Here is a 23439-nt window from a genome sequence, read left to right as displayed (position 1 = left end):
CGTCTTCCCCGCCCCGACCGCCGCCACGCAGGAGTGTCATGCCCGTCAACTACGACACCAGCTTCCTCGACCGTCTGGCCCCCAATGTCGCCGCCCAGTTCCTCGACCGGGTCGCCAAGTCGCCGGACCGCGAGGCGTACCGCTACCCGAAGAACGGCGACTGGGAGTCCGTCACCTGGCGGCAGACCGGGGACCAGGTGAAGCGTCTGGCGGCCGGCCTGCTCTCGCTGGGCATCGAGAGCGAGCAGCGCGTGGGCATCGCCTCCAACACCCGCTACGAGTGGATCCTCGCCGACCTGGCGGTCATGTGCGCGGGCGCGGCGACCACCACGGTCTACCCGTCCACGAACGCCGCCGACACGGCGTACATCCTCAGCGACTCCGAGTGCCGCGTCGTGTTCGCCGAGGACGACGAGCAGATCGCCAAGCTCAAGGAGCACAAGGCGGAGCTCCCGCACCTGCTCCGCGTGGTGACGTTCGACGGCACCACCGACGACAGCTGGGTGATCGGCCTCGAGCAGCTCGGCGAGCTCGGGGACGCCTACCTGGCCGAGCACCCCGACGTCATCGAGCAGACCGCCGAGGCGATCGCGCCCGACCAGCTGGCCACCCTGATCTACACCTCGGGCACCACCGGACGCCCCAAGGGCGTGCGGCTGCGCCACCGCTCCTGGGTCTACGAGGGAGCGGCCATCGAGGTGCAGGACATCCTGCACGAGGACGACCTGCAGTTCCTGTGGCTGCCGATGGCGCACTCGTTCGGCAAGGTGCTCCTGTCCACCCAGCTCGCCTGCGGCTTCGCCACGGCGATCGACGGCCGGGTCGACAAGATCGTGGAGAACCTCGGCATCGTGAAGCCGACCTTCATGGGCGCGGCGCCCCGGATCTTCGAGAAGGCCCACGGCCGGATCATCACCATGCAGCAGGCCGAGGGCGGCGCCAAGGAGAAGATCTTCAACCAGGCCTTCAAGGTCGGCCTCAAGGTCGAGGAGCTGCGGCGCGAGGGCAAGAGCATCCCGCTGCCCCTCAAGCTCCAGCACGGCCTGTTCGACAAGCTCGTGTTCAGCAAGATCCGCGACCGCTTCGGTGGCCGCGTCCGCTTCTTCATCTCCGGGGCGGCAGCGCTGAACCAGGACATCGCGCAGTGGTTCAACGCCGCCGGCATCCTCATCCTCGAGGGCTACGGCCTGACCGAGAGCTCGGCCGGGTCGTTCGTCAACCACCCCCACGGCTACAAGATCGGCACCGTCGGCCCGGTGCTGCCGGGCAGCGAGGTCAAGCTCGGTGACGGCGACGAGATCCTCATCAAGGGTCCCGGCGTGATGGACGGCTACCACAACCTGCCCGAGGAGACCGCCAAGACGCTGACCGACGACGGGTGGCTGCGGACCGGCGACAAGGGCAGCCTCGACGCCGAGGGCTTCCTCACGATCACCGGCCGGATCAAGGACCTGTTCAAGACCTCGGGCGGCAAGTACATCGCCCCTTCGGCGATCGAGTCGAAGTTCAAGGCGATCTGTCCCTACGCCAGCCAGTTCATGGTGTTCGGCAACGAGCGCAACTACTGCGTCGCGCTGATCACGCTCGACCCCGACGCCCTGGCCGGCTGGGCCGAGGAGAACGGCATGGCGGGGGCGTCGTACACCGACCTGGTCCGCTCGGACAAGGTCAAGCAGATGGTGGCGGAGTACGTCGATGAGCTGAACACGCGCCTGAACCGCTGGGAGACCATCAAGAAGTGGGACCTGCTCGACCACGACCTCACGGTCGAGTCCGGCGAGCTGACCCCGTCGATGAAGGTCAAGCGCAACGTCGTGGAGAGCAACCACCAGGACCGGATCGACGCGCTCTACGCCTGACCCCGGACTGACAACGGGCGAATCGGTCCGGCACAGGAGGCGCACAGGTCGGTCCCGTGGGATGTCGGCATGACTTCTCACGAGACCGACCCGGAGACCCGCCACGGGGACGAGCTCGAGGACCACGACCTCGGGCTCTCCCACGACCTGCCCCAGATCGTCGCGAAGCAGCGGCGGCTGGGCCGCCGCGGGATGCTCGGCGTCTTCGGCGGCCTCGGCGCCACCGCGGTCCTCGCCGGCTGCGCGCTCGGCGACGACACGGACACCTCGCTGTCGTCGGCGCCCGACGGTGGCCGGCCGGGAGCGCCCGGGGGCGGTGCGGCCGGATCCACGGTCGCCGTGGCCGACGGCGAGATCCCCGAGGAGACCGCCGGGCCCTAGCCCGGCGACGGCTCCAACGGTCCGAACGTGCTGGCCGAGAGCGGCATCGTGCGCAGCGACATCACCTCGAGCTTCGGAGATGCGACCGGTGTCGCCGAGGGTGTGCCGGTGACGGTGCGGCTCCGGGTGCAGGACCTCAGCGGCGACGACGCCACCGCGCTCGCCGGCGCCGCGGTCTACCTCTGGCACTGCGACCGGGACGGCAGCTACTCGATGTACTCCTCGGCCGTCGCCGACGAGAACTACCTGCGCGGCGTGCAGGAGACCGACGGGAACGGGCGGGTAGAGTTCACCAGCATCTTCCCGGCCTGCTACGACGGCCGCTGGCCGCACATGCACTTCGAGGTCTACCGGTCGCTGGACGACGCCACGTCGTACACGAACAAGCTGCGCACCTCCCAGCTCGCGCTGCCGCAGGACGTCTGCGAGCAGGTCTACGGCACCGCGGAGGGGTACGACGCCTCCGTCGCCAACCTGGCGAAGGTCAGCCTCTCCTCGGACATGGTGTTCGCCGACGGCTACTCGCTGCAGCTCGCGAAGGTGTCCGGCTCGGTCGACGCGGGCTACACCATCTCGCTCAACGTGCCTGTGTGACCGGATGGGAGGATGGAGCCCGTGCCTCCCTCCGCCCTCCCCGCCGGTGACCCGGTCCCCGACGACGGGTCGCTGCCCGACTCGGCGCTGGCCGGCCTCGGGGAGCGGCCGTTCGGCCTCTACGTGCACGTGCCGTTCTGCACGGTGCGGTGCGGCTACTGCGACTTCAACACCTACACCGCCGAGGAGCTCGGCGGTGCCGGCGCGGCGCGGGGCGCGTCGAGGACGACGTACGCCGAGGCCGCGGTCGCCGAGGTGCGCCGGGCGCGACAGGCGCTCGGCGACCGGGACCTGCCCGTGTCCACGGTCTTCTTCGGCGGTGGCACCCCGACCCTGCTCGCGCCTGCCGACCTGACCTCGGTGGTCGCGGCGGTTCGCGACGAGTTCGGTCTCGTCGCGGACGCCGAGGTCACCACCGAGTCCAACCCCGACAGCTTGACCCCGGAGGCCCTCGACCAGCTCCGGGCGGGTGGCATCAACAGGTTGTCCTTCGGCATGCAGTCGGCGGTCGACCACGTGCTGCGCACCCTGGACCGGACCCACGACCCGCGCCGGGTGCCGTCGGTGGTGGCGTGGGCGCGGCAGGCCGGGTTCGATCAGGTGAGCCTGGACCTGATCTACGGCACGCCGGGCGAGTCCCTCGCGGACTGGGAGACCTCGCTCGACACCGCGCTGGCGTGCGAGCCCGACCACGTGTCGGCGTACTCCCTGATCGTCGAGCACGGCACGGCCCTGGCCCGGAGGGTCCGCCGCGGCGAGCTGCCGATGCCCGACGAGGACGACCTCGCCGACAAGTACCTCGTCGCCGACCAGCGGCTCGAGGCCGCGGGCCTGGGGTGGTACGAGGTGTCCAACTGGGCGCGCGGCATGCCCGACGACGACGGCAGCGTGTGCCGGCACAACCGGCTGTACTGGACCGGCGCCGACTGGTGGGGCGTCGGCCCGGGAGCGCACTCCCACGTGGGCGGGGTGCGCTGGTGGAACGTCAAGCACCCGGCGGTCTACGCCGAGCGGCTGGCCGCCGGCCGCAGCCCCGCGCACGCGCGAGAGGTCCTCGACGAGGAGAGCCGCCGGGTCGAGCGGGTCCTCCTCGAGCTGAGGCTGCGCGAGGGGCTCGCCGCCGACGTCCTGGACGGGCCCGGACGCGCCGCAGTCCCCGACCTCGAGGCCCGGGGACTGCTGGTGACACAGGGGGATCGGCTGGTCCTCACGCGCACCGGCCGGCTGCTCGCCGACGGGGTCGTGCGCGACCTGCTGCCCTGACCGGTCAGCTCACCATCCGGATCGTGAGCGGGTAGCGGTACTCCTCGCCGCGGGACGCGCGGACCGATCCGATGATCGTGAAGACCAGCCACAGGATCCCCACGATCGGCAGGAGGATCAGGCCGACCAGCACGAACACCAGGACGAACGACACGATCCCGTAGATCAGCATCGAGAGCTGGAAGTTGAGTGACTCGACCGCCTGGCGCCGCACGTAGGCCGACTCGTTGCCCTTGGTCAGCATCACGATGAGCGGCCCGAGGAACGCCAGCGCGATCACCGACGCGACCAGGGCGCTCCAGTGCGCGGCGCACCCCCAGGTGATCTCGTCGGGCGTGTGGCCACCGGGCTGCTGCGGCGGACCGCCGTACGGCGGCTGCTGCGGCGGACCGCGGTACCCCGGCTGCTGCTGGCCGTAGGTGGGTGGCTGGCCGTAGGTGGGTGGCTGGCCGTAGACCGGCGGCTGACCGTAGGGCTGCGTGCCCGGAGGCGGATCCTGCTCGGGGTTCGGCGGCGGGCTGGTCGGATCACTCATCACGGGCTCCCTGACGGTCGCGGATAGGCGGTGACGGAGTCGATCGCTCCTCGTCCACCGTAGCGCCGCCGCGCGCTCGCGCCGGGCACCGACACCAGCGCCGCTTCAGGCGGTCACGAAGTCGATCAGCTCCTCGACGCGGCCCAGCAGCGCCGGGTCGAGGTCGTTGTAGTCACGCACCCCGCCGAGGATGTGCTTCCAGGCGCGGGCGATGTCGGCCTGGTTGCGGTGCGGCCAGCCCAGCTGCTGGCAGGTGCCGGTCTTCCAGTCGATGTGGCGGGGCACGTCGGGCCAGCGCTCGAAGCCGAGGCGCTGCGGCTTGACGGCCTGCCAGATGTCGATGAACGGGTGCCCGACGATCAGCACGTCCTTGCCGATGGGCGACTTCGCGATGTTCTGCGCGATCCGGCTCTCCTTGGAGCCCTTCACCAGGTGGTCGACGAGGACGCCGACGCGGCGCTGCGGCCCGGGCTTGAAGTCGCGCAGGTGGTCGGCGAGGTCGTCGACGCCACCGAGGAACTCCACGACCACGCCCTCGAGGCGCAGGTCGTCACCCCAGACCTTCTCGACGAGCTCGGCGTCGTGCCGTCCCTCCACGAAGATCCGGCTGGCCCGGGCGACGCGCGCCTTCGCCCCGTGCACGGCGACCGACCCCGACGCCGTGCGCGTCGGCTTCGAGGGCGCCGCGGCGCGCACCGGGGCGGTCAGGATGACGGGCTTGCCCTCGAGCAGGAAGCCGGCACCGAGCGGGAACGTGCGCCTCTTGTTGCGCCGGTCCTCGAGCGTCACGGTGTGCAGGTCGCGGTCGACGGCGACGATCTCGCCGACCCAGTCCGTGGTCACCTCCTCCACCACGGCCCCGATCTCGGCGGGGGCCTCGACGGCCCGGCCGCGCTTGGGGGCGCGCCAGTCGGTGGAGAGGACGTCGGATCCGTAGCGGTCGCGGGAGGTCACCGGACAACGCTAGGTGGCGGGCCCGGTCGCGGCCCGGATGACGCGCCGGGCCCGCGGGAGCTCAGTCCTCGAGCTCCTCGTCGTCCCACTCCTCGGCGCCCTTGCCGCCCTCCATGTCGAGGTCGCCGGGGTCGACCTCGTCGTCCAGGGGCTGGGCGAGCGGGTTGTCCTCGGTCGGCTGCAGGTCCTCGGGCAGGTCGTCGTCGCCGATGCCCATGTCGCCGGTGCCCTGCGTGGAGGTCTCGTCGCTGCTGTTGGTCATGCGGGCACCGTACCCACCGGAACCGGCGTCACGCTCAGATCAGCGGGAGCCGCTTCTGGCTGCGGGGGAGGTGCTCGTAGCCGCGTCGCACGGCCTCGGCGAGGAGCTCCCGGGGCCACGGCCACTCGCCGGCCTCGAGCGCCTGGTCGACGGGAACGCCGCGGCCGGCCAGGTCGCGGATCGTCTCGGCGATCACGCCGAGCTCGTTGCGCTGGTCCTCGACGAAGGAGCGGTCCACCGGAGCGCCGTGGCCGGGGACGACGACGGAGCGGGGGGTGAGCAGGCCGAGGACGATGTCGAGGGTGAGCGGCCAGTGCATCGGCCAGGCGTCGGCGTTGATCGAGGGATGGGCGGACTCCTCGACGAGGTCGCCGGCGAGCACGACGTCTGCGTCGGGCACCCGCAGCACCAGGTCGCCGCTGGTGTGCCCACGACCCGGGTGGACGAGCTCGACCGCGCGGTCGCCCAGATCGATCACCTTCGCGCTGGAGAAGGTCTGGTCGGGAAGCACGATCTCGGTGCCCACCACGTCCTCGCGGTGGGGGTCGTCGTCGGGGGAGCCCGCCACCCGCTGCTTCAGCTCGGGACCCCACTTCTCCAGCTCGTCGCGGGCGTTCTCGTGCGCGTGCACCGGCACCGGCCCGTACGCCGTGCGGAAGGTCGCGTTGCCGAACGAGTGGTCGAAGTGCCAGTGGGTGTTGACGATGCCGGTGACCTCGCCGGCGCCGAGGCGTCGTACGTCGTCGACGACCTCGGTGGCCGCGGCCGCCGAGCCGTGCGTGTCGACCACGAGGAGCCCGCGCTCGCCGCCCACGAGGGTGACGTTCACGTCGAACCACGCGTAGCGCGCGACCCAGACCCGGTCGGCGACCTCCCTGAACCCGGCTCCCGTGAATCCCGTCATGCCCGGAAGACTAGTAGTCTTGGCACTCGGAAGTCCTGAGTGCCAAGACGGGCGTGAGTCGAGAGGAGGCGGGATGCAGGAGGAGCGCAGGCTCGCCGTGCTCCGCGCGATCGTGGAGGACTACGTGTCCACCGAGGAGCCGGTCGGCTCCAAGGCGCTCGTCGAGCGCCACGGCCTGGGCGTCTCGCCGGCCACGGTCCGCAACGACATGGCGGCGCTGGAGGAGGAGGGGTTCATCACCCAGCCCCACACCAGTGCCGGGCGGGTGCCGACCGACAAGGGCTACCGCCTGTTCGTGGACCGGCTCACCACCGTCAAGCCGATGAGCACCGCGGAGCGGCGGGCGATCGCGACCTTCCTCGACGGCGCCGTCGACCTCGACGACGTGGTCGGCCGCTCGGTGCGGCTGCTCTCGCAGCTGACGCGCCAGGTCGCGGTGGTGCAGTACCCCACGCTCTCCCGCTCGACCGTCCGCCACGTCGAGCTGGTCGCGCTCACGCCGACCCGCATCCTGGTCGTCCTGATCCTGAGCACCGGCCGCGTCGAGCAGCGCGTGGTCGAGCTGCCCGCGGCCCTGGCCGACGACGAGCTCGCCGACCTCCGGCAGCTGGTCAACCGGGCGGCCACCGGCGAGGTCATCGCCGACGCGGTGGCGGCGCTGCGCAAGGCCGTGCCGCCCGTCGACGGTGCCGCCACCGCGGCCGTCGTCGAGACCCTGGTCGAGGCGATGTCCGACCACCGCTCCGACGAGCGGGTCGCGGTCGGGGGCGCGGCCAACCTCGCGAGGTACGGCGACAGCTTCGACTCGGCGGTCCGCCCGCTGCTGGAGGCGCTGGAGGAGCACGTCGTCCTCCTCAAGCTGCTCGGCGAGGCGAGCACCGGTGGCACGGTCACGGTGCGCATCGGTCACGAGGGCCCCTACCAGGAGCTGTCCTCCACGAGCGTGGTCGCGACCGGCTACGGCCCGCGCGACGAGGCGCTGGCCACGCTCGGCATCGTCGGGCCCACCCGCATGGACTACCCGGGCACGATGGCGGCCGTGCGCGCCGTCGCCCGCTACGTCTCCCGCTTCCTCGACGAGGGCTAGCCCCTCCCGCACGTCAGATCCACCCCCGATCCCGAAGGAACCGACTTGAGTCAGGACCTGTACGACCTCCTCGGTGTCGCCCGCGACGCGGACGCCGACACCATCAAGAAGGCCTACCGGCGTCTGGCCCGGCAGCTGCACCCCGACGTCAACCCCGACCCCGAGACGCAGGAGCGCTTCAAGGAGGTCTCCCGCGCCTACGAGGTCCTCTCCGACCCGCAGAAGCGGGCGGCGTACGACCGCGGCGGCGACCCGTTCGGCGGCGGCGCGGCAGGGTTCGGCCAGGGCGCCGGGTTCTCGTTCACCGACATCATGGACGCGTTCTTCGGGGGCGCGGGCGGGGCGGCGGCCGGCCGTGGCCCGCGGCCGCGCACCCGCCGCGGCCAGGACGCCCTGATCCGGCTCGACGTCGAGCTGGCCGAGGCGGCGTTCGGCGTCACCCGAGAGCTGACCGTCGACACCGCGGTGCTGTGCGGTACCTGCCAGGGCGAGGGCACCGCGCCCGGCACCCACCCGGTGCCCTGCGAGACCTGCCACGGCGCCGGCGAGGTCGCCCACGTGCAGCGCTCGTTCCTCGGCGAGATCCGCACGCTGCGGCCCTGCGCCGCCTGCCGCGGCTTCGGCTCGATCATCCCGGAGCCCTGCCGCGAGTGCTCCGGCGACGGGCGCGTCCGGTCGCGCCGCACCATCACCGTGAAGATCCCCGCGGGCGTCGACAACGGCACCCGCGTGCAGCTCACCGAGCAGGGCGAGGTCGGCCCCGGTGGCGGCTCGCCCGGCGACCTGTACGTCGAGATCCAGATCGCGCGGCACGAGACCTTCACCCGGCACGGCAACGACCTGCACTGCACGGTCACGGTGCCGATGACCGCGGCCGCGCTCGGCACCACGCTCACCCTGCCGACCCTCGAGGCCGACGTGGAGCAGGGTGCGGACTCCGGCGTGGAGACGACGTTCGACCTCGAGATCAAGCCCGGCACCCAGTCCGGCACCGAGCAGGTCCTGCGGGGCCGCGGGGTGCCCGGGCTGCGCGGGGGACGCGGCGACCTGGTCGTCACCGTGGTGGTCGACACGCCGACCCGTCTCGACCCGCGCCAGGAAGAGCTGCTGCGCGAGCTCGCCGCGATCCGCGGCGAGGAGCAGCCGACCGGCCAGGTGCGCCCGGGCTCGAAGTCGGTCTTCGGCCGCATCCGCGACGCGTTCAACCCCCACTGATGTCGCTGCCGGTGCACCTGGTCCCGTCCCTGGACGGTGTCGAGGTGGGCTCCTCGGTCGAGGTGACCGGCGACGAGGCGCACCACGCGGTCGCCGTACGCCGGCTGCGGGTGGGGGAGCCGGTGGTGCTCACCGACGGCAACGGCCGCTCGGTCACGGGCGCCGTGGCGAGCACCGGCAAGCGTGTGTTCGCGCTGGAGGTGGCCGAGGTCGCGGACGTCCCACGGCCCGAGCCGGAGCTCGTGGTGGTCCAGGCGTTGCCGAAGGGTGACCGGGGCGAGCTCGCCGTCGAGATGCTGACCGAGGTCGGCGCGTCGCGGATCGTGCCGTGGGCCGCCTCGCGCAGCGTCGCCGTCTGGAAGGGCGAGCGTGCCGCGAAGTCGCTGGCCCGCTGGCGTGCCACCGCGCGCGAGGCCGCCAAGCAGGCGCGTCGGTCGTGGTTCCCCGAGGTCGACGAGCTGGCCTCCACCGCGGACGTCGAGGCGCTGCTGGCCGACGCCGCCCTGGGGGTGGTGCTGCACGAGGACGCGTCGGTGTCGATGGCGTCGCTGCCGGTGCCCCTCGAGGGCCCGATCGTGGTGGTGGTCGGCCCCGAGGGTGGGCTGAGCGAGGTCGAGGTCGCGTCGTTCGTCGCCGCCGGCGCCGCCTCTGTCCGGCTGGGCAGCGAGGTCCTGCGCACCTCCACCGCCGGCGTGGCCGCAGCCGCGGCGCTGCTCTCCCGCACGCCCCGCTGGTCCTGACCGTCAGCGCGCGAGCAGTGCCTCGACCGAGGCGATCTCGGCGTCGAGCTCGTCGCGCTCGGCCCGCGTGAGGTCGCGGAAGAGCTCGATCACCTCGACGCGGCCGTCGGCGACACGCCACAGTCCCTCGAGCATGCCGTCCACGAAGACCGTGTGACCCGTACCGCCGTTGGTGCCCATCCACCGGCGACGGTTCTCCGGCGTGGTGACCCGGTCGCGTCCCGCGTGCGAGAGCCACAGGTTGTCGTAGGTCCCGAGCAGGCGGACGGGGGCGTGCGCGTCCTCGTCGGCTGGCTCGGCGTTCGGTACGTCGTACAGCGGGCGGCCCGCCTCGTCCTGGTGGCGGACCAGGTCGGCCATCCCGCGCAGCACGCCGGTCAGCCCGGTGACCCCCGACCAGGCGGTGACGTCGGCGGCGGTGCCCGGCCCGAAGGCGCGGAGGTAGCGGCGGACGACGTCTGCGGGGTCGGCGCGGGCGGACGCTGCGCCGGTCCAGCGCTCGACGTGGTCGTAGACGACGCCGCCGGGCTGCTTCCACTTCCCGCGTGGCGGCAGCTGGACCAGCGGCGCGGCGACCCGCGCGAGCTGGGCGAGCGCCGTGGCCGGCAGGCCCGGGAAGTGGCGCTCGAGCGCCGGTCCCAGGTCCTTCTGCGCGAGCGGACCGTCGGCGAGCACCGCCTCGACGGCGCGGCCGAACGCCTCCCGGTCGAGGTGGCTCACCGCGCGGACGGCCTGGTTGCTCCGGATGGACCTGTCCATCACCGGTTGCACCCACGGGCGCAGCGCGAGCGCGTCCTCCGGCGTGAGCAGGTGGATGGTGCCGCGCATGGTCAGCAGCCGCACCAGCCCCCGCTCGTCGAGCCCGCGGCTGACGTCGTACGGGTCGAACGCCGTCAGCCGCGCGTGCAGGGAGAGGTACGGCGGCAGGGTCTCCTGGGCCTGCATCCCGACGAGGTGGTGGACCATGTCGTCCGCCGACGACACCGCCCGCTCGAGCAGGTGCTGGCGCTGCAGCAGGGTCCGGTTCAGCCGACGGCGTGAGAGCAGCACGGCCAGACCTTAACCAGGTGCGCCCGGGACTCCCGGCCCGTCGCGGCCGCACTCACCAGGCATCGCCCGGCCTGTCCTCACAGGTCACTGCCACGGTCAGGTCCGGGACCATCGACCGGTCCGGGCGGAGGACCATGAGCCCGCCGTGCTCGTCGTCGGGGACGACTCCGGTGGCGTTCCGCGTGCAGGAAGGGCCGCGCCAGCGCTCCCAACCGAGCCGCTCGTAGAAGCCGGTGGCGCGGCCGGTCGAGAGCATCGCCGCCGGCCAGCGGGCGCGGATCTCCTCGTGGAGCCGCTCCATCGTGCCTCGGCCGACGTCCCTGCCCTGGTGGTCAGGATCGGTGGCCACCGCCTCGACGTATCCGATGGTGCGCCATGGTCCGTCCCCGAACCTGATCCGGCGGGGCACCGCGCTGGCGTGCCCGACGAGGCAGCCGCCCTCGCGGGCCAGCACGTGCACGCCACCGTAGGCGTGGTCCGCGTCGGCTTCGCTGAACCGGTCGCCGAAGGCTCGGTCCCAGAGCCTGCGCAGGTCCGCGCGGGTCGCCGCGTCGACCTGGTCAGTCGCGAGGACGGCGAGCTCCGGGCCGCTCGACGAGCGCCGGCCCCGCGTCACTCGACCACGATCGTGCGGGTGTCCACGAACGGACCGGGGCCCTCGCCGCCGGAGGGGTCGTCGGTCATGGCGACGAAGGTGTACTCGCCCGGGGCGAGGTCGGACACGTCGACCTTCGACTGCCACGGGTAGAGCTTGTCCATCCAGCCGTCCGCCATCGCGGAGCCCTTCGTCACCACCGTGTCGCCTCGACGGACCTCCCACGGCACGGTCGCCTCGAACGAGCTGGCCACCCCGCTGGCGGTGAAGGAGCCGCTCACGGTGCTGCCCTCCTCGGGGTCGCTGACGCTGACCAGCGAGAGCGTGTCGAGCGGATCGGCGTTGGTGACCGGCTCGGTGGTGTCGACGCCGAGCAGGGTGTCGACGGAGAAGCGCACCGGCTTGCGGGACTGGACGGCGGCCTGCACCGTGTAGACCACCTGCTGGACGGCCACGCCCGCCGCCTGCGGGCTCATGCCCGAGGGTCGCTCGGCCAGTGCGTCGCTGACCTCGATGTCAACGAACTCCTCGCCCTCGGTCCCGCCGCTGAAGTCGCCCGGGTGCCACGGAGTCTGGTAGTCCGGGTCGTGGGGCTGGGCCGTCAGCAGCGCGAGCGCGCCCTGCACCGGGTCGGCGGCCTCGACCTGGTCGAACTCGCGGAAGAGCCGCGGTCCCTGCGGCGTGCCGCCGAGGTAGTACGCCGCCATCGTGGACCTCGTCGGCGTCGACGGCGACGCGGACGCCGACGGCTCGCTGCTGGCGGACGAGTCCGGGCTCGGCGACTCGCTGGCCCGTGCCTCGCCGCGCGTGTGCCGGGGGTGCTGCGAGGCGGCCGGGGTGTCGTCCCCGGAGCCGGTGAGCCCCAGCTGGTCGCCGGCGACGGCGATCGCGCCGACCACGACGGCGGTGGCGACGACGGCACCGCCGACGGCGTAGGTCCAGGGACGGCGTGCGGACATGGGGGTCACCTTCGTTCGGTTGCGGATGGAGTCGAGCGCCTCGCGGGGCTCGACGTCGGAGACGGCGTCGGACAGCAGCTCGGAGAGTCGGCTCTCGTCGGGCTGTCGGCCGGGGTCCCGTGGCTCGGTCACGGCCGGTCCTCCCACTGGTCGTGGAGCAGGGCCCGCAGGGCTGCGGAGCCGCGCGAGGCGTGGCTCTTCACCGCTCCGCGGCTGATGCCGAGGGTCTCGGCGATCTCGACCTCGGTGAGGTCGAGGTAGTAGCGCAGCGCCAGCACCTCGCGCTGCCGTCGGGGGAGCTGGCGCAGCGCGTCGAGCACGGCGTGCCGGCGGCTGCCCGTGAGCAGGGCCTCGTCGGCCGCGGCGTCGACCGGCGGGACGGTCTGGCGGTCGGCGTGCCGGGCGACGACCGCGCGGTGCCGCAGCGCGGACCGGGACCGGTTCACCACGGTCTGGCGCAGGTAGGCCAGGGCGAGCGCCGGGTCACGCAGCCGCGACCAGCGCGCGTGCACCGCGACGAACGCGTCCTGCACGACCTCCTCGGCCGTCCCGACGTCGCGCACGAGCAGGACCGAGAGCCGGACCAGCTGCCGCCAGTGCGCGGCGTACAGCTGCTCGAGGGCGTCGTCGGCACTCCAGGTCGACGGCGCGCGGTCCGTGGACGGGCTCACCGCACCGGTCCCGGGGGACCGGCGGACCAGGGGCGCCGTCGCATGGGTCATCACGCTAGTGCCACGCCCAGCCGGCCCCGGGGGTTTACACGCGTCACAGAGAAGGTTTCATGGACCGCGACCACGAGATCCGTGCCAGCATGGACACGACGAGAGGGAGACAGATGGCTGCGGCACCCGACTGCCTGTTCTGCAAGATCGTGGCGGGAGACATCCCCGCCGAGGTCGTCCACGTGACCGAGCACGCCGTCGCGTTTCGCGACATCAACGCCCAGGCTCCGACGCACGTCCTGGTCGTGCCGCGGGAGCACTACCGCGACGCGGCCGAGCTCGCGCACGGCGACCCGGAGGCGACCGCGGAGCTGCTGCGGGTCGCCGCTGCGGTCGCGACCGCCGAGGGGCACGAGGACTACCGCCTCGTCTTCAACACCGGCGAGGGCGTCGGCCAGACGGTGTTCCACACCCACCTGCACGTGCTCGCGGGGCGCACCATGACCTGGCCCCCGGGATGATCCGGCGGTGGCGACGGGCCGTCGCGGCGCTCGGCCCGGCCCTCGTGCTCGCCCTCGTGGTCACCGGCTGCAACGGCGGCGGGAGCGAGCAGGCGTCGGACACGGACCCGACCCCCTCCGGCACCGCGGCGGCCGGCGGCCAGGCGGACGGGCACGCCCACTCCACCGCGCCGTCCAGGCTGGTGCCGCTGCGCCCCGGCGAGAAGCGGGTCACCCTGACCATGCCGGAGGACTACACCCCCAGCGCGCCCAACGGCGTCGGCACCGACGACTACCGCTGCTTCCTGCTCGACCCGCACCTGACGAAGGACACCTGGCTCACCGGCACCAACGTGCTGCCCGGCAACCCCGACGTGGTCCACCACGTCATCCTGTTCCGGGTCCCGCCGCAGCAGGTGCGCGAGGCCGAGCAGCTCGACGACCGCACTCCCGGTCAGGGCTGGACCTGCTTCGGCGGCAGCGGCCTGTCGGGAGAGCTCAACAACATCGACGACGCCGCCTGGCTGGGGGCCTGGGCGCCGGGCGGCAAGGAGTCGGTGGACCGCAAGGGGTACGGCGTCGACCTCGCGCCCGGCTCGCGGGTGATCATGCAGGTCCACTACAACCTGCTCGCCGGGCAGCAGCCCGACCGCTCCTCCACCCAGATCCGGGTGATGCGCCACGGGTCGGGGCTGACCCCGCTGCACACCTACCTGATGCCCGCCCCGGTCGAGCTCCCGTGCCGGCCCGGCCACGACGACGGGCCGCTGTGCGACCGCGACGCCGCGGTGGCCGACGTGCTGCACCGGTTCGGGACCGCCGGCAACACCAACAGCCTGCTGCACCTGCTGTGCGGGTCCGAGGCGCGGCCGTCGCCGACCACGTCGTGCACCCGCACGATCGGTCGGCCGATGACGGTGCTCGGCGTCGCCGGCCACATGCACCTGCTCGGCCGGTCGATCCGCATCGAGACGAACCCGGGTACGCCACGCGCGCAGACGATCCTCGACATCCCGGTCTGGGACTTCGACAACCAGGGCACCAGGCCGATCGCGCCCGTCCACCTCGAACCGTTCGACACGGTCAGGGTGACCTGTCGCCACGTGCAGTGGCTGCGCGACAGGCTCCCGGCGTTCGAGGGCCAGCAGGAGAAGTACGTCGTGTGGGGCGAGGGCACCACCGACGAGATGTGTCTCGGGATGCTGCAGGTGGCCTTCGAGTAGGTCGCCGGGCTAGAACGCGGCGAACACCCGCAGCACGGCGAAGACCACCGGGAGCCCGAAGACGACGAGCATCACCCAGGCCGTCACCCGGTGCACCCGCTTGGTGGAGTCGAGCGCGCCCGCGAAGTCCAGCAGCGCCCCGTCCGGCACGTGGTGGGTCAGGCCCATGCTGCGCGCGTCCGCGGGCATGCGCTGACCGGCTTCCCAGTACGGCGGGCTGTCGTCGTCCTCGTCCCAGGAAGCGTCGTCGGGATCGTCGTGCACGTCCCTCATGCGACCACGGTAGGCCCGGGCACCTGACCCGCGTCGGGACTCGCCCGATCGCCGCGTCCTCGGCCGCGGGACCAATCCGCTGTGGTGCGGGTGACGAACACCACCTGCAAGGCAAGATTTCCCGACGCCCGTACAGGGTGGAACCTGGAGAACAACGCTCATGCAGCTCACACGGAGGAAGAAGCAGATCGCCGCGGGGATGTTCCTGCTCTCGTCGGCAGGGATGGTCGCCGGCACCGCGCAGGTGCCCGCGAACGCGGCGGCCAACGACGCCATGCTCGGCGGGACACAGACCGAGGGGAAGCTCCACCCGATCAACAACTCGGGCGCTAACGGCGTCGCCACGGTGACGGTCGACGGCCGCAAGATCGACGTCTCGGTCGATGCCAAGCGGCTGTTGAAGGGGATGCCGCACGCCATGCACATCCACTTCGGAGCCCAGGCGCGTCACGAGTGCCCGACGGTGCGGGACGACGACAACGCCGACCACCGCATCAACACGGTCGAGGGCCTGCCCGCCTACGGCCCGGTGCGCGTCTCGCTCACCAAGCGCGGCGACACCTCGCCGAAGAGCACCCTCGCGGTCAACCGGTTCCCGACCGCGCCGCAGCACCAGATCCACTACGACCGCACCATCGGCATCGGCAAGAAGCTGGCCCGCGCCATCGCGAACGGCAAGGGCGTCGTGGTGATCCACGGCATCGACTACAACGGCAACGGCAAGTACGACTTCAGCGCCGGCAAGAGCGACCTCGACCCGAGCCTCCCCGCCGAGGCGACGGACCCGGCGGCCTGCGGCGTGCTGCACGAGTCCGACGGCCCGCTGTCCCTGCAGTGAGCAACGGCACCTGAGGACCGACGTCGGCTCCCGGCACCGCCGGGGGCCGACGCGCGTCCCTCCGGACGGCGTCCGCAACTCGCTGGGGCTCGGGGCCCGGCTCCCGTAGCATGGAGGGGCTCGCACCACCGACCGGAAGGACCGCCCGCCTCGGGCATCCATGACTGACACGCACCGACACGACGGGACACCGACGACGTACCCCACGCGGCACACCGTGGTGGTCCCCAACAGCATCAACATGGTCAGCCTGCTCGGGCCCGGCGACGAGCACCTCGCGTTGATCGAGCGGTCCTTCGAGGCCGACGTCCACGTCCGCGGCAACCGGATCACGCTGTACGGCGAGCCGGGCGAGGTCGCGCTCGCCGAGCGGCTCCTCGACGAGCTGGTGACGATCATCCGCACCGGCCAGGGCGTCACCCCGGAGACGGTCGAGCGCGTGCTCGGCATGCTCCGTGCCGAGACCACCGAGCGTCCCGCCGACGTGCTCTCGCTCAACATCCTGAGCAACCGCGGTCGTTCGATCCGGCCCAAGACGCTGAACCAGAAGCGCTACGTCGACTCGATCGACAAGCACACCATCACGTTCGGCATCGGCCCCGCCGGCACCGGCAAGACCTACCTGGCCATGGCCAAGGCCGTGCAGGCGCTGCAGTCGAAGAACGTCAACCGCATCATCCTGACCCGGCCGGCCGTCGAGGCGGGGGAGCGGCTGGGCTTCCTGCCCGGCACGCTGAGCGAGAAGATCGACCCCTACCTGCGGCCCCTGTACGACGCGCTGCACGACATGATCGACCCCGAGACGATCCCCAAGCTGCTCGCGGCCGGGACCATCGAGGTGGCGCCGCTGGCCTACATGCGCGGCCGCACGCTCAACGACGCGTTCATCATCCTCGACGAGGCGCAGAACACCTCGCCGGAGCAGATGAAGATGTTCCTGACCCGCCTCGGCTTCAACTCCAGGATCGTGGTCACCGGTGACGTCACCCAGGTCGACCTCCCCGGAGGCACGAAGTCCGGTCTGCGGGTGATCGAGGGGATCCTCGACGGCGTCGAGGACATCGTCTTCAACCGCCTCACCAGCCACGACGTCGTACGCCACCGCCTGGTCGGCAAGATCGTCGCGGCCTACGACGAGTTCGACGCGCGCGCCGAGCTCGCGAAGGGGGACCGCTCGTGAGCATCGAGGTGCTGAACGAGTCAGGACATGACCTCGACGTCAAGCAGCTGGCCGCCCTGAGCCGCTTCGTGATGGACCGGATGCGCGTCCACCCGCAGGCGGAGCTGTGCATCAAGGCCGTCGACGAGCCGACCATCGCCGAGCTCAACGAGCAGTGGATGGAGAAGGAGGGGCCGACCGACGTGCTCGCCTTCCCGATGGACGAGCTGCGGCCCGGTCTGGTCAACGAGGAGCCCGAGGAGGGGGTCCTCGGTGACCTGGTCCTGTGCCCGGACATCGCGGAGAAGCAGGGCATGGCGGCCGGTCACGGCAAGGACGCCGAGATCGAGCTGCTCACCGTGCACGGCATCCTCCACCTGCTCGGCTACGACCACGCGGAGCCCGAGGAGCACAAGGAGATGTTCGGCCTCCAGGACGAGCTGCTCGCCGCCTGGCGTGCCGGCGTCGCCGCTCCGTGAGCTCCGGTGATGCCGGGCTGCTCGTCGTAGCGGCCGCCCTCGTCGTCCTCGCCGGTGTCTTCTCCGCGGCCGACGCCGCGCTCGGTTCGTTCTCGCGGGCCCGCGCGGAGGAGCTGCTCGCGGAGGGTCGGCCCGGAGCCCGGCGGCTGCTGGCCCTGCTCGACGACCCGCCGCGCTACCTCAACACCGCGCTGCTGCTGCGGCTGCTCTGCGAGATCTCGGCGATCGTGCTGGTCACCCTGGAGGTCAGCGACGGCTTCTCCGGCTCCTGGTGGCCGACGGTGCTCACCACCATCGGAGTCATGCTGGTGGTGTCGTTCGTGGCGATCGGGGTCGCTCCCCGCACCATCGGCCGGCAGCACTCCGAGCGGGTGGCTCTGATCTCCGCGGCCCCGTTGACGTTCGTGACCCGGGTGCTCGGCCCGCTGCCGGCGCTGCTGATCCTGGTCGGCAACGCGATCACCCCGGGCAAGGGGTTCCGCGAGGGGCCGTTCTCGACCGAGACCGAGCTGCGTGAGCTCGTCGACCTCGCCGAGGCCTCGGCCGTGATCGAGTCCGGCGAGCGCAAGATGATCCACGGCGTCTTCGAGCTCGGGGACACCACCGCCCGCGAGGTGATGGTGCCCCGCAACGACGTGGTCTACGTCGAGCGGCACAAGAACCTGCGGCAGACCATGTCGCTCTTCCTGCGCAGCGGCTTCTCGCGGGTGCCGGTGATCAACGAGAACCTCGACGACATCATCGGGTTCGCCTACCTCAAGGACATCGTCCGCCGCGACTTCGAGGCGCCGGACGTGGAGTTCACCCAGCGCATCGACGAGGTGATGCGCCCGGCCCACTACGTGCCGGAGTCCAAGCCCGTGGACGCGCTGCTCTCCGAGATGCAGGCCGACCGGCAGCACATCGCGGTCGTGGTCGACGAGTACGGCGGCACCGCCGGCCTGGTCACCATCGAGGACATCCTCGAGGAGATCGTCGGGGAGATCACCGACGAGTACGACGAGGAGGAGGTCGAGGTCGAGGTGCTGCCGACGGGGGAGACGCGCGTCTCCTCCCGCTACCCGATCGACGACCTCGACGAGCTGTTCGGCTTCGACGTCGAGGAGGAGGACGTCGACAGCGTCGGCGGCCTGATGGCCAAGCACCTGGGTCGGGTCCCCATCCCGGGGTCGCACGTCGAGGCGCACGGACTGCGCTTCGAGGCCGAGGGCACGGTCGGCCGCCGCAACAAGATCGAGACGGTGCTGATCAGCCGGGTCGGGCCCGAGCCCGCGCCGGAGGCCGACGAAGGAGGAACGCGTGAGCACGCCGACTGACCTGTCCGCGGAGGACAGGAAGCTGGTCACCCTGGCCCGGGCGACCCTGGCCCGGACCCGCGCCGCGGAGGGCGCCGCGGTCCGCGACAGCGACGGGCGCACCTACGCGGGCGCCACCGTCGACCTGCCCTCGCTGCAGGTCTCGGCGCTCGGGGTGTGCGTGGCGATGGCCGTGGCCTCCGGGTCGCGCGGGCTCGAGGCCGCGGTCGTGCTGACCGGGTCCGGGGCCGTCTCGGACACGGACCTGCAGGCACTGACGGACTTCGCCGGCACGGGCGTGGTCGTGCACCTCGGCGACCCGAAGGGCGTGCTGGCGTCGACCTCGACGACCTAGCCGGTCACATCCCCGACATGTCCGACGACTCGGACTCGCCCGGGGACGCGGACTCGCCCCCGCCCGGCATCGACATGCCCGGGCCCATGTTGTGGTGGACGGTCCGCCACCACAGGAAGGTCTCGGCGTGGCCGCCGTAGCCGGTGACCTGGCCGAGCAGCTTGAGGTCGTTGTGCGTCCAGACGATGACCTGGCGTCCGCCGACGAGCGTGCAGAACAGTCGCCCGCCGGCCACCTCGGAGCTGAGGCCGCCCGCCTCGAGCTGGGAGATCATGAAGTTGCGAGGGTGCTCGTACCGGTGGTTCCAGGACACCTCGCCGCTCGACCGCCTGCGCGAGCAGTTCCCGACGGCGGTCTGGTCCATCGAGGGCCGCTCGCCGGTTAGCTTCTCCACCCTGTCGAGGTACGCCGAGTAGAGCTCGCTCAGCGAGTCGTAGGTCTCGAAGGTGGCCAGGTCCGCGCCGTGCACCTGGGGCGCGCAGACGACCTTCGTGCTGGTCGCGGGCTGGCACGACTCCGGCGGGACGTAGCCCTGGGCCGCGCCCTCCGAGCTCGTCTCGGCGAGGATGCCCATGATCGGGTTGGTGCCGGCACCCGCGGAGCCGTCACCCGACGGGCTGGTGGACCCGGACGGGCCGGGCTGCCCGCCGGTGTCGCTGCTCGCACCCGCCGGCGAGGACCGATGCTCGTAGCCGTACCAGAGACCGCCGAGCGCCAGGGCCGCCAGCACGACCATCGTCACGGGCACCAGCCAGCCGGCTCGGCGCCGGCGTGCGTCGGTCACCGGGCCGGCGCCGGTGCCACCCGGGGGCGGTACGTCGGCAGCGCCTGAGCCCGTCGAGGGAGGCGCGCCTCCGCTGCTGCCGCCCGGTGCCGACCACTCGCGGGGTGCGGCCGCCTCGGTCGGTGGACCGGCGTACCCCGCCGGGGCCGTGGCGCTGAGCGCCGTCTCGGGTCGGACGTCCTTGGCCCCCAGCGCCGTCCGGGCGGCCTCCACGAGCTCACGGCCGCTGGTGTAGCGGTCCGCGGGGTTCTTGGCCAGCGCGCGGCTCATCACGTCGTCGATCGCGTGACCGAGCTCCGGGCGGAGCTGGCTGGGTGGGGTCGGCGCCTCCTCGACGTGGGCCCAGATGACGGCGGCGTCCGCCTCCTTGACGAACGGAACCCGTCCGGTGAGCGACTCGTAGAGCACGCACCCGAGCGAGTAGATGTCGGCCTGCCCGTCCACGTCCCGCCCGGTGATCTGCTCCGGGGCGATGTAGTCGATCGTGCCCATGAACTGGCCGGTGGGGGTGAGGCCGGTCCGGGACAGGGCGTGCTTCGAGATGCCGAAGTCGGCGAGGTAGACGTGGTCGGGGTCGTCGTCCGAGCCGCGCTGCACGAGGATGTTCGCCGGCTTGACGTCGCGGTGGACGAGACCGGCGCGGTGCGCGTGGTCCAGCGCGCGGGCGGCCTGGTCGATGATGTGCAGCACCTGGACCGGGCTGAGCGCGCGACCCCGGCGCAGGATCTGCTTCAGGTCGCTTCCCGGCACGTACCTCATCGCGATGTAGAGCAGGTCGCCGTGCGCGCCCATGTCGTAGATCGGGATGACGTTGGGGTGGTTGAGCGACGCCGCGATCCTCGACTCCTGGAGGAAACGGGCGCGGAAGACGTCGTCGGTGGACAGCTCCGGTGCCAGCACCTTGAGGGCAACCGAGCTGCCGATACGCGGGTTCTCGGCCTGGAAGACGACGCTCATGCCGCCCCGGCCCAGGACGGAGAGCAGGCGGTAGCCAGCGAACTCCTCACCCACCATCGGCATCATTTCGCCACCATAGGGCGGCCCGCCCGGATGGGTGCGTGCCCGGTCACCACGTCCGCCAAGTGAGGTACGCGTCGCGAGAACTGGCCGCGGTGACGGGTCCTCAGCGCGTCGACGAACGCCGGATGGAGCGGGCCGTGGCCCACCGGGTCAGGGCCGTGAGCACGAGGGCGAGCACGACGAGTGCCACCACGTCGAGCGTCCAGTACCCCGCCGAGCTCGTGGACAGCGCGTCGCGGACGGTCCCGCGGTGGTGCGGGGCGCTCTCGAGGCCCACCGACGACGCCGACGCCGCGAAGGCGAACCGTCCGGGCACCGCCCACGACAGCTGTTCCAGGCCGGCGCGGCCGGCGATCGGGAGCAGCCCGCCGCACAGCACGAGCTGCAGCATCACCAGGGCGACGAGCGCCGGCATGGTCTGCTCGCTGGAGCTGACGAGGGCGGAGATGAGGAGTCCGGCCATGACCATGGCCACGGAGACGAGGGCCAGCGGTACGACGATCTCGAGGGTGCCGAGGCCGATCACCCCGTCGCCGTCGGGGCCGGGGGTTCCTGCCACCGTCAGCAGGACGAACAGGATCGACTGGAGCGCGGCGAGGCTCCCCAGCACCGCCACCTTGCTGGCGAGGTACGCCGACACCGACAGGCCCACGGCCCGCTCGCGGGCGAAGATAGCGCGCTCCTTCACCAGCTCCCGCACGGAGATCGCGCCTCCCATCAGGACCGCGCCGAGGACCAGGATGATCAGCCTCTGGTCCACCTCGTTGGGCTCGGTCTGACGCAGCATGGACAGGCCGGCGTGGCCGGGCACGATGCGCGCCAGGACGGCGAGGACCACGGGCATGGCCACGAGCAGCACGATGAAGTTGCGGTCTGCGGCGATCACGGAGAGCGAACGCGCCACCAGCGTGCGGAACTGCCGGGTCGCCGCCGGCAGCGTCCTGCTCTGGACCGGCGCCGGGGTGAGCGACTCGTCGCGCCGCACGAACCGGCCACGCGCCGTCGACTGCTCGTAGCGGCTGGGCCACTCCGAGCTCTCGAGCGCGTTGAACACCGCGGCGAACGTCGGCACGCCGAAGAACTCGAGCAGGTCCGCCGGCGGGCCGAAGTAGGCGACCCGACCGCCCTCGGCCATGACCACGATGAAGTCGCACACCTCCAGTGCGAGCACGCTGTGGGTGACGACGACCACGATCCGGCCCGCGTCCGCGAGACCGCGGAGCAGGTCGCTCATCACCTTGATGTCCAGGCCCGGGTCGAGTCCCGAGGTCGGCTCGTCCAGGAAGAGGATCGGGGGAGCGGTCAGCAGCTCCATCGCGATCGACACCCGCTTGCGCTGTCCGCCGGAGAGCCCGGACCCGATCCGTTGGTCCAGCCGGGCGCCGAGCTGCATCTCGTCCACCACCTCGTCGACGCGGTGGTCGAGCTCGGCGGTCGAGGTGTCCGGCGTGAGCCGGAGCCGTGCGGCGTACCGCAGGGAGTCGCCGACCTTGAGCTGCGGGTGCTGGATGTCCTCCTGGGGGACGTAGCCGAGGTGGAGTCGCAGCTGGTCGTAGTCCTGGTAGAGGTCGCGACCGAGCCAGCGCACGGACCCCGACGTGGCCGGGCGCAGGCCGTTCAGCGCGCCGAGCAGCGTCGACTTGCCGGCGCCCGAGGGGCCGATGACCGCCGTGAGCGTGCCCGCGGGCAGGGTGAGCGAGACGTGGTCCAGCAGGACCTTGCCGCCCCTGGTGACCACGGACAGGTCCTCCGCCACCAGCGGCGAGCCGGCTCCCGGTGCGACGGGCAGCAGCCGATCGCCGTCCCAGCGGAGCTGAGCCGCGCCGACGCCGACCACGTCGCGTGGTCGCAGCCGGGCAGGTCCCTCGACCCGACTGCCGTTGAGGAACGTGCCGTTGTAGCTGTCGAGGTCGAGGAGGACGCCCTCACCGGACTCGCGCTCGACCACGGCGTGGTGGCGGGACACGAGCGGGTCGGCGACCACCACGTCGTTGTCCGGTTCCCGGCCGATGCTGATCCGCTCCCGGCGGGCGGGGGGCGCCGCGGTGGCCACGGTGGCGGCGACCCGCGGTGGTCGGCCGGGAGCCGAGGCGTGGCCCGGGACACTGCTGGGGACGGGGTCCAGGGCGAGCGCCACGACGGGGCCGTCCGGTGCGCCGAGCGCGATGCTCACGGTCTGCCCGGGTCGCAGGTCGTAGCTCCCGAGCCGCTGTCCGTCCACCCAGGTGCCGTTGCGGCTGTCGAGGTCGACGACCGTCCAGCCGTCGGCGGCGGGACGCAGCTCGCAGTGCCTGCGGCTCACGCGCTTGTCGCGCACGGTGATGTCGTGCTGCTGGTCGCGGCCGATCACCAGGATCTGGTCGCCGCCGAAGGACTTGCGCGTCCCGTCCCATGCGGCGGAAAAGCTCGGCACGCCCACGGCCTGACCTCCCCGGTTGTCCGGAATGGTCTCA

At 72.2% G+C, this 23439-nt stretch carries 25 protein-coding genes; 14 read left to right on the top strand and 11 right to left on the bottom strand.

Annotated features, from left to right (window positions below):
- Nucleotides 1-38: 38 nt before the first annotated feature.
- From ACFO9I_RS04145 to hemW, 4 genes are all read left to right on the top strand, one after another.
- Nucleotides 39-1859, top strand: a complete 1821-nt coding sequence (locus ACFO9I_RS04145) for an AMP-dependent synthetase/ligase (protein WP_379178094.1) — start codon at nucleotides 39-41, stop codon at nucleotides 1857-1859.
- A gap of 69 nt (nucleotides 1860-1928) precedes the next feature.
- Nucleotides 1929-2240 carry a hypothetical protein gene (locus ACFO9I_RS04140; RefSeq protein ID WP_379178092.1) on the top strand — a complete coding sequence of 104 codons (312 nt, stop codon included), beginning with the start codon at nucleotides 1929-1931 and terminating at the stop codon, nucleotides 2238-2240.
- A 27-nt stretch (nucleotides 2241-2267) separates the two neighbouring features.
- A complete protein-coding gene (locus ACFO9I_RS04135) occupies nucleotides 2268-2834 on the top strand; it encodes a hypothetical protein (protein ID WP_379178090.1) in 567 nt (188 codons plus the stop codon).
- Nucleotides 2835-2855: 21 nt separating this feature from the next.
- Entirely contained in the window at nucleotides 2856-4097 is a 1242-nt protein-coding gene (hemW, locus tag ACFO9I_RS04130; RefSeq protein WP_379178088.1) for a radical SAM family heme chaperone HemW, read from the top strand.
- Nucleotides 4098-4101: 4 nt separating this feature from the next.
- Here hemW and ACFO9I_RS04125 read toward each other — a convergent pair whose 3' ends face one another.
- From ACFO9I_RS04125 to ACFO9I_RS04110, 4 genes are all read right to left on the bottom strand, one after another.
- On the bottom strand, nucleotides 4102-4632 hold the full coding sequence (locus ACFO9I_RS04125; protein ID WP_379178086.1) for a DUF4870 domain-containing protein: 531 nt from the start codon (nucleotides 4630-4632) through the stop codon (nucleotides 4102-4104).
- 105 nt (nucleotides 4633-4737) lie between these two features.
- On the bottom strand, nucleotides 4738-5586 hold the full coding sequence (locus ACFO9I_RS04120; RefSeq protein ID WP_379178084.1) for a DUF3097 domain-containing protein: 849 nt from the start codon (nucleotides 5584-5586) through the stop codon (nucleotides 4738-4740).
- Nucleotides 5587-5647: 61 nt separating this feature from the next.
- On the bottom strand, nucleotides 5648-5848 hold the full coding sequence (locus ACFO9I_RS04115; protein ID WP_379178082.1) for a hypothetical protein: 201 nt from the start codon (nucleotides 5846-5848) through the stop codon (nucleotides 5648-5650).
- A 34-nt stretch (nucleotides 5849-5882) separates the two neighbouring features.
- Nucleotides 5883-6752, bottom strand: a complete 870-nt coding sequence (locus tag ACFO9I_RS04110) for an MBL fold metallo-hydrolase (RefSeq protein ID WP_379178080.1) — start codon at nucleotides 6750-6752, stop codon at nucleotides 5883-5885.
- 73 nt (nucleotides 6753-6825) lie between these two features.
- Between ACFO9I_RS04110 and hrcA the strand changes: the two genes are divergently transcribed.
- The 3 genes from hrcA to ACFO9I_RS04095 are packed head-to-tail and all read left to right on the top strand — an operon-like array spanning nucleotide 6826 to nucleotide 9794.
- On the top strand, nucleotides 6826-7839 hold the full coding sequence (hrcA, locus tag ACFO9I_RS04105; protein WP_379178078.1) for a heat-inducible transcriptional repressor HrcA: 1014 nt from the start codon (nucleotides 6826-6828) through the stop codon (nucleotides 7837-7839).
- Between the two features lie 45 nt (nucleotides 7840-7884).
- Nucleotides 7885-9054 carry a molecular chaperone DnaJ gene (gene dnaJ, locus ACFO9I_RS04100; protein ID WP_379178076.1) on the top strand — a complete coding sequence of 390 codons (1170 nt, stop codon included), beginning with the start codon at nucleotides 7885-7887 and terminating at the stop codon, nucleotides 9052-9054.
- Complete coding sequence (locus tag ACFO9I_RS04095) at nucleotides 9054-9794, top strand: 16S rRNA (uracil(1498)-N(3))-methyltransferase (protein WP_379178074.1); 741 nt, start codon at nucleotides 9054-9056, stop codon at nucleotides 9792-9794. Before dnaJ ends, ACFO9I_RS04095 begins: the two co-directional genes overlap by 1 nt.
- Before the next feature lie 3 nt (nucleotides 9795-9797).
- Here ACFO9I_RS04095 and ACFO9I_RS04090 read toward each other — a convergent pair whose 3' ends face one another.
- From ACFO9I_RS04090 to ACFO9I_RS04075, 4 genes are read right to left on the bottom strand one after another with little or no spacing between them, the layout of a single operon-like run.
- Nucleotides 9798-10844, bottom strand: coding sequence for a winged helix DNA-binding domain-containing protein (locus ACFO9I_RS04090; protein ID WP_379178072.1), 1047 nt, complete (start codon nucleotides 10842-10844; stop codon nucleotides 9798-9800).
- A gap of 52 nt (nucleotides 10845-10896) precedes the next feature.
- Entirely contained in the window at nucleotides 10897-11460 is a 564-nt protein-coding gene (locus tag ACFO9I_RS04085) for a GNAT family N-acetyltransferase (RefSeq protein ID WP_379178070.1), read from the bottom strand.
- Nucleotides 11457-12530 carry a Gmad2 immunoglobulin-like domain-containing protein gene (locus tag ACFO9I_RS04080; RefSeq protein ID WP_379178068.1) on the bottom strand — a complete coding sequence of 358 codons (1074 nt, stop codon included), beginning with the start codon at nucleotides 12528-12530 and terminating at the stop codon, nucleotides 11457-11459. The genes ACFO9I_RS04085 and ACFO9I_RS04080 overlap by 4 nt, the downstream gene beginning before the upstream one ends.
- Complete coding sequence (locus ACFO9I_RS04075) at nucleotides 12527-13120, bottom strand: SigE family RNA polymerase sigma factor (protein WP_379178066.1); 594 nt, start codon at nucleotides 13118-13120, stop codon at nucleotides 12527-12529. The genes ACFO9I_RS04080 and ACFO9I_RS04075 overlap by 4 nt, the downstream gene beginning before the upstream one ends.
- Before the next feature lie 113 nt (nucleotides 13121-13233).
- On the opposite strand from ACFO9I_RS04075, the gene ACFO9I_RS04070 reads away from it, so the two are divergent.
- Both ACFO9I_RS04070 and ACFO9I_RS04065 read left to right on the top strand, forming a co-directional pair.
- Nucleotides 13234-13581, top strand: coding sequence for a histidine triad nucleotide-binding protein (locus tag ACFO9I_RS04070; RefSeq protein ID WP_379178064.1), 348 nt, complete (start codon nucleotides 13234-13236; stop codon nucleotides 13579-13581).
- Nucleotides 13578-14783 carry a hypothetical protein gene (locus tag ACFO9I_RS04065; RefSeq protein ID WP_379178062.1) on the top strand — a complete coding sequence of 402 codons (1206 nt, stop codon included), beginning with the start codon at nucleotides 13578-13580 and terminating at the stop codon, nucleotides 14781-14783. The genes ACFO9I_RS04070 and ACFO9I_RS04065 overlap by 4 nt, the downstream gene beginning before the upstream one ends.
- Before the next feature lie 9 nt (nucleotides 14784-14792).
- Here ACFO9I_RS04065 and ACFO9I_RS04060 read toward each other — a convergent pair whose 3' ends face one another.
- Nucleotides 14793-15056, bottom strand: a complete 264-nt coding sequence (locus ACFO9I_RS04060; RefSeq protein WP_379178060.1) for a hypothetical protein — start codon at nucleotides 15054-15056, stop codon at nucleotides 14793-14795.
- A gap of 160 nt (nucleotides 15057-15216) precedes the next feature.
- Between ACFO9I_RS04060 and ACFO9I_RS04055 the strand changes: the two genes are divergently transcribed.
- From ACFO9I_RS04055 to ACFO9I_RS04035, 5 genes are all read left to right on the top strand, one after another.
- Nucleotides 15217-15894: a hypothetical protein gene (locus ACFO9I_RS04055; RefSeq protein ID WP_379178058.1), complete on the top strand. Its 678-nt coding sequence runs from the start codon at nucleotides 15217-15219 to the stop codon at nucleotides 15892-15894.
- Between the two features lie 160 nt (nucleotides 15895-16054).
- Nucleotides 16055-17074: a PhoH family protein gene (locus ACFO9I_RS04050; RefSeq protein WP_379178056.1), complete on the top strand. Its 1020-nt coding sequence runs from the start codon at nucleotides 16055-16057 to the stop codon at nucleotides 17072-17074.
- Nucleotides 17071-17532 (top strand): rRNA maturation RNase YbeY, encoded by a 462-nt coding sequence (gene ybeY, locus ACFO9I_RS04045; protein ID WP_379178054.1) that lies wholly within the window; start codon nucleotides 17071-17073, stop codon nucleotides 17530-17532. The genes ACFO9I_RS04050 and ybeY overlap by 4 nt, the downstream gene beginning before the upstream one ends.
- Nucleotides 17529-18848 (top strand): hemolysin family protein, encoded by a 1320-nt coding sequence (locus ACFO9I_RS04040; RefSeq protein WP_379178052.1) that lies wholly within the window; start codon nucleotides 17529-17531, stop codon nucleotides 18846-18848. The genes ybeY and ACFO9I_RS04040 overlap by 4 nt, the downstream gene beginning before the upstream one ends.
- Nucleotides 18832-19182, top strand: a complete 351-nt coding sequence (locus tag ACFO9I_RS04035; protein WP_379178050.1) for a cytidine deaminase — start codon at nucleotides 18832-18834, stop codon at nucleotides 19180-19182. The genes ACFO9I_RS04040 and ACFO9I_RS04035 overlap by 17 nt, the downstream gene beginning before the upstream one ends.
- A 4-nt stretch (nucleotides 19183-19186) precedes the next feature.
- Here ACFO9I_RS04035 and ACFO9I_RS04030 read toward each other — a convergent pair whose 3' ends face one another.
- A complete protein-coding gene (locus ACFO9I_RS04030) occupies nucleotides 19187-20989 on the bottom strand; it encodes a serine/threonine-protein kinase (protein ID WP_379178049.1) in 1803 nt (600 codons plus the stop codon).
- Nucleotides 20990-21089: 100 nt separating this feature from the next.
- Nucleotides 21090-23399 (bottom strand): FHA domain-containing protein, encoded by a 2310-nt coding sequence (locus tag ACFO9I_RS04025; protein ID WP_379178048.1) that lies wholly within the window; start codon nucleotides 23397-23399, stop codon nucleotides 21090-21092.
- Between the last annotated feature and the right edge of the window lie 40 nt (nucleotides 23400-23439).

Source organism: Nocardioides sp. GCM10023255, from assembly GCF_042653125.1.
Classification (GTDB): Bacteria; Actinomycetota; Actinomycetes; order Propionibacteriales; family Nocardioidaceae; genus Nocardioides.
Note: the sequence above shows the minus strand (reverse complement) of the source record. Positions and strands in the feature narration are given on the sequence as shown.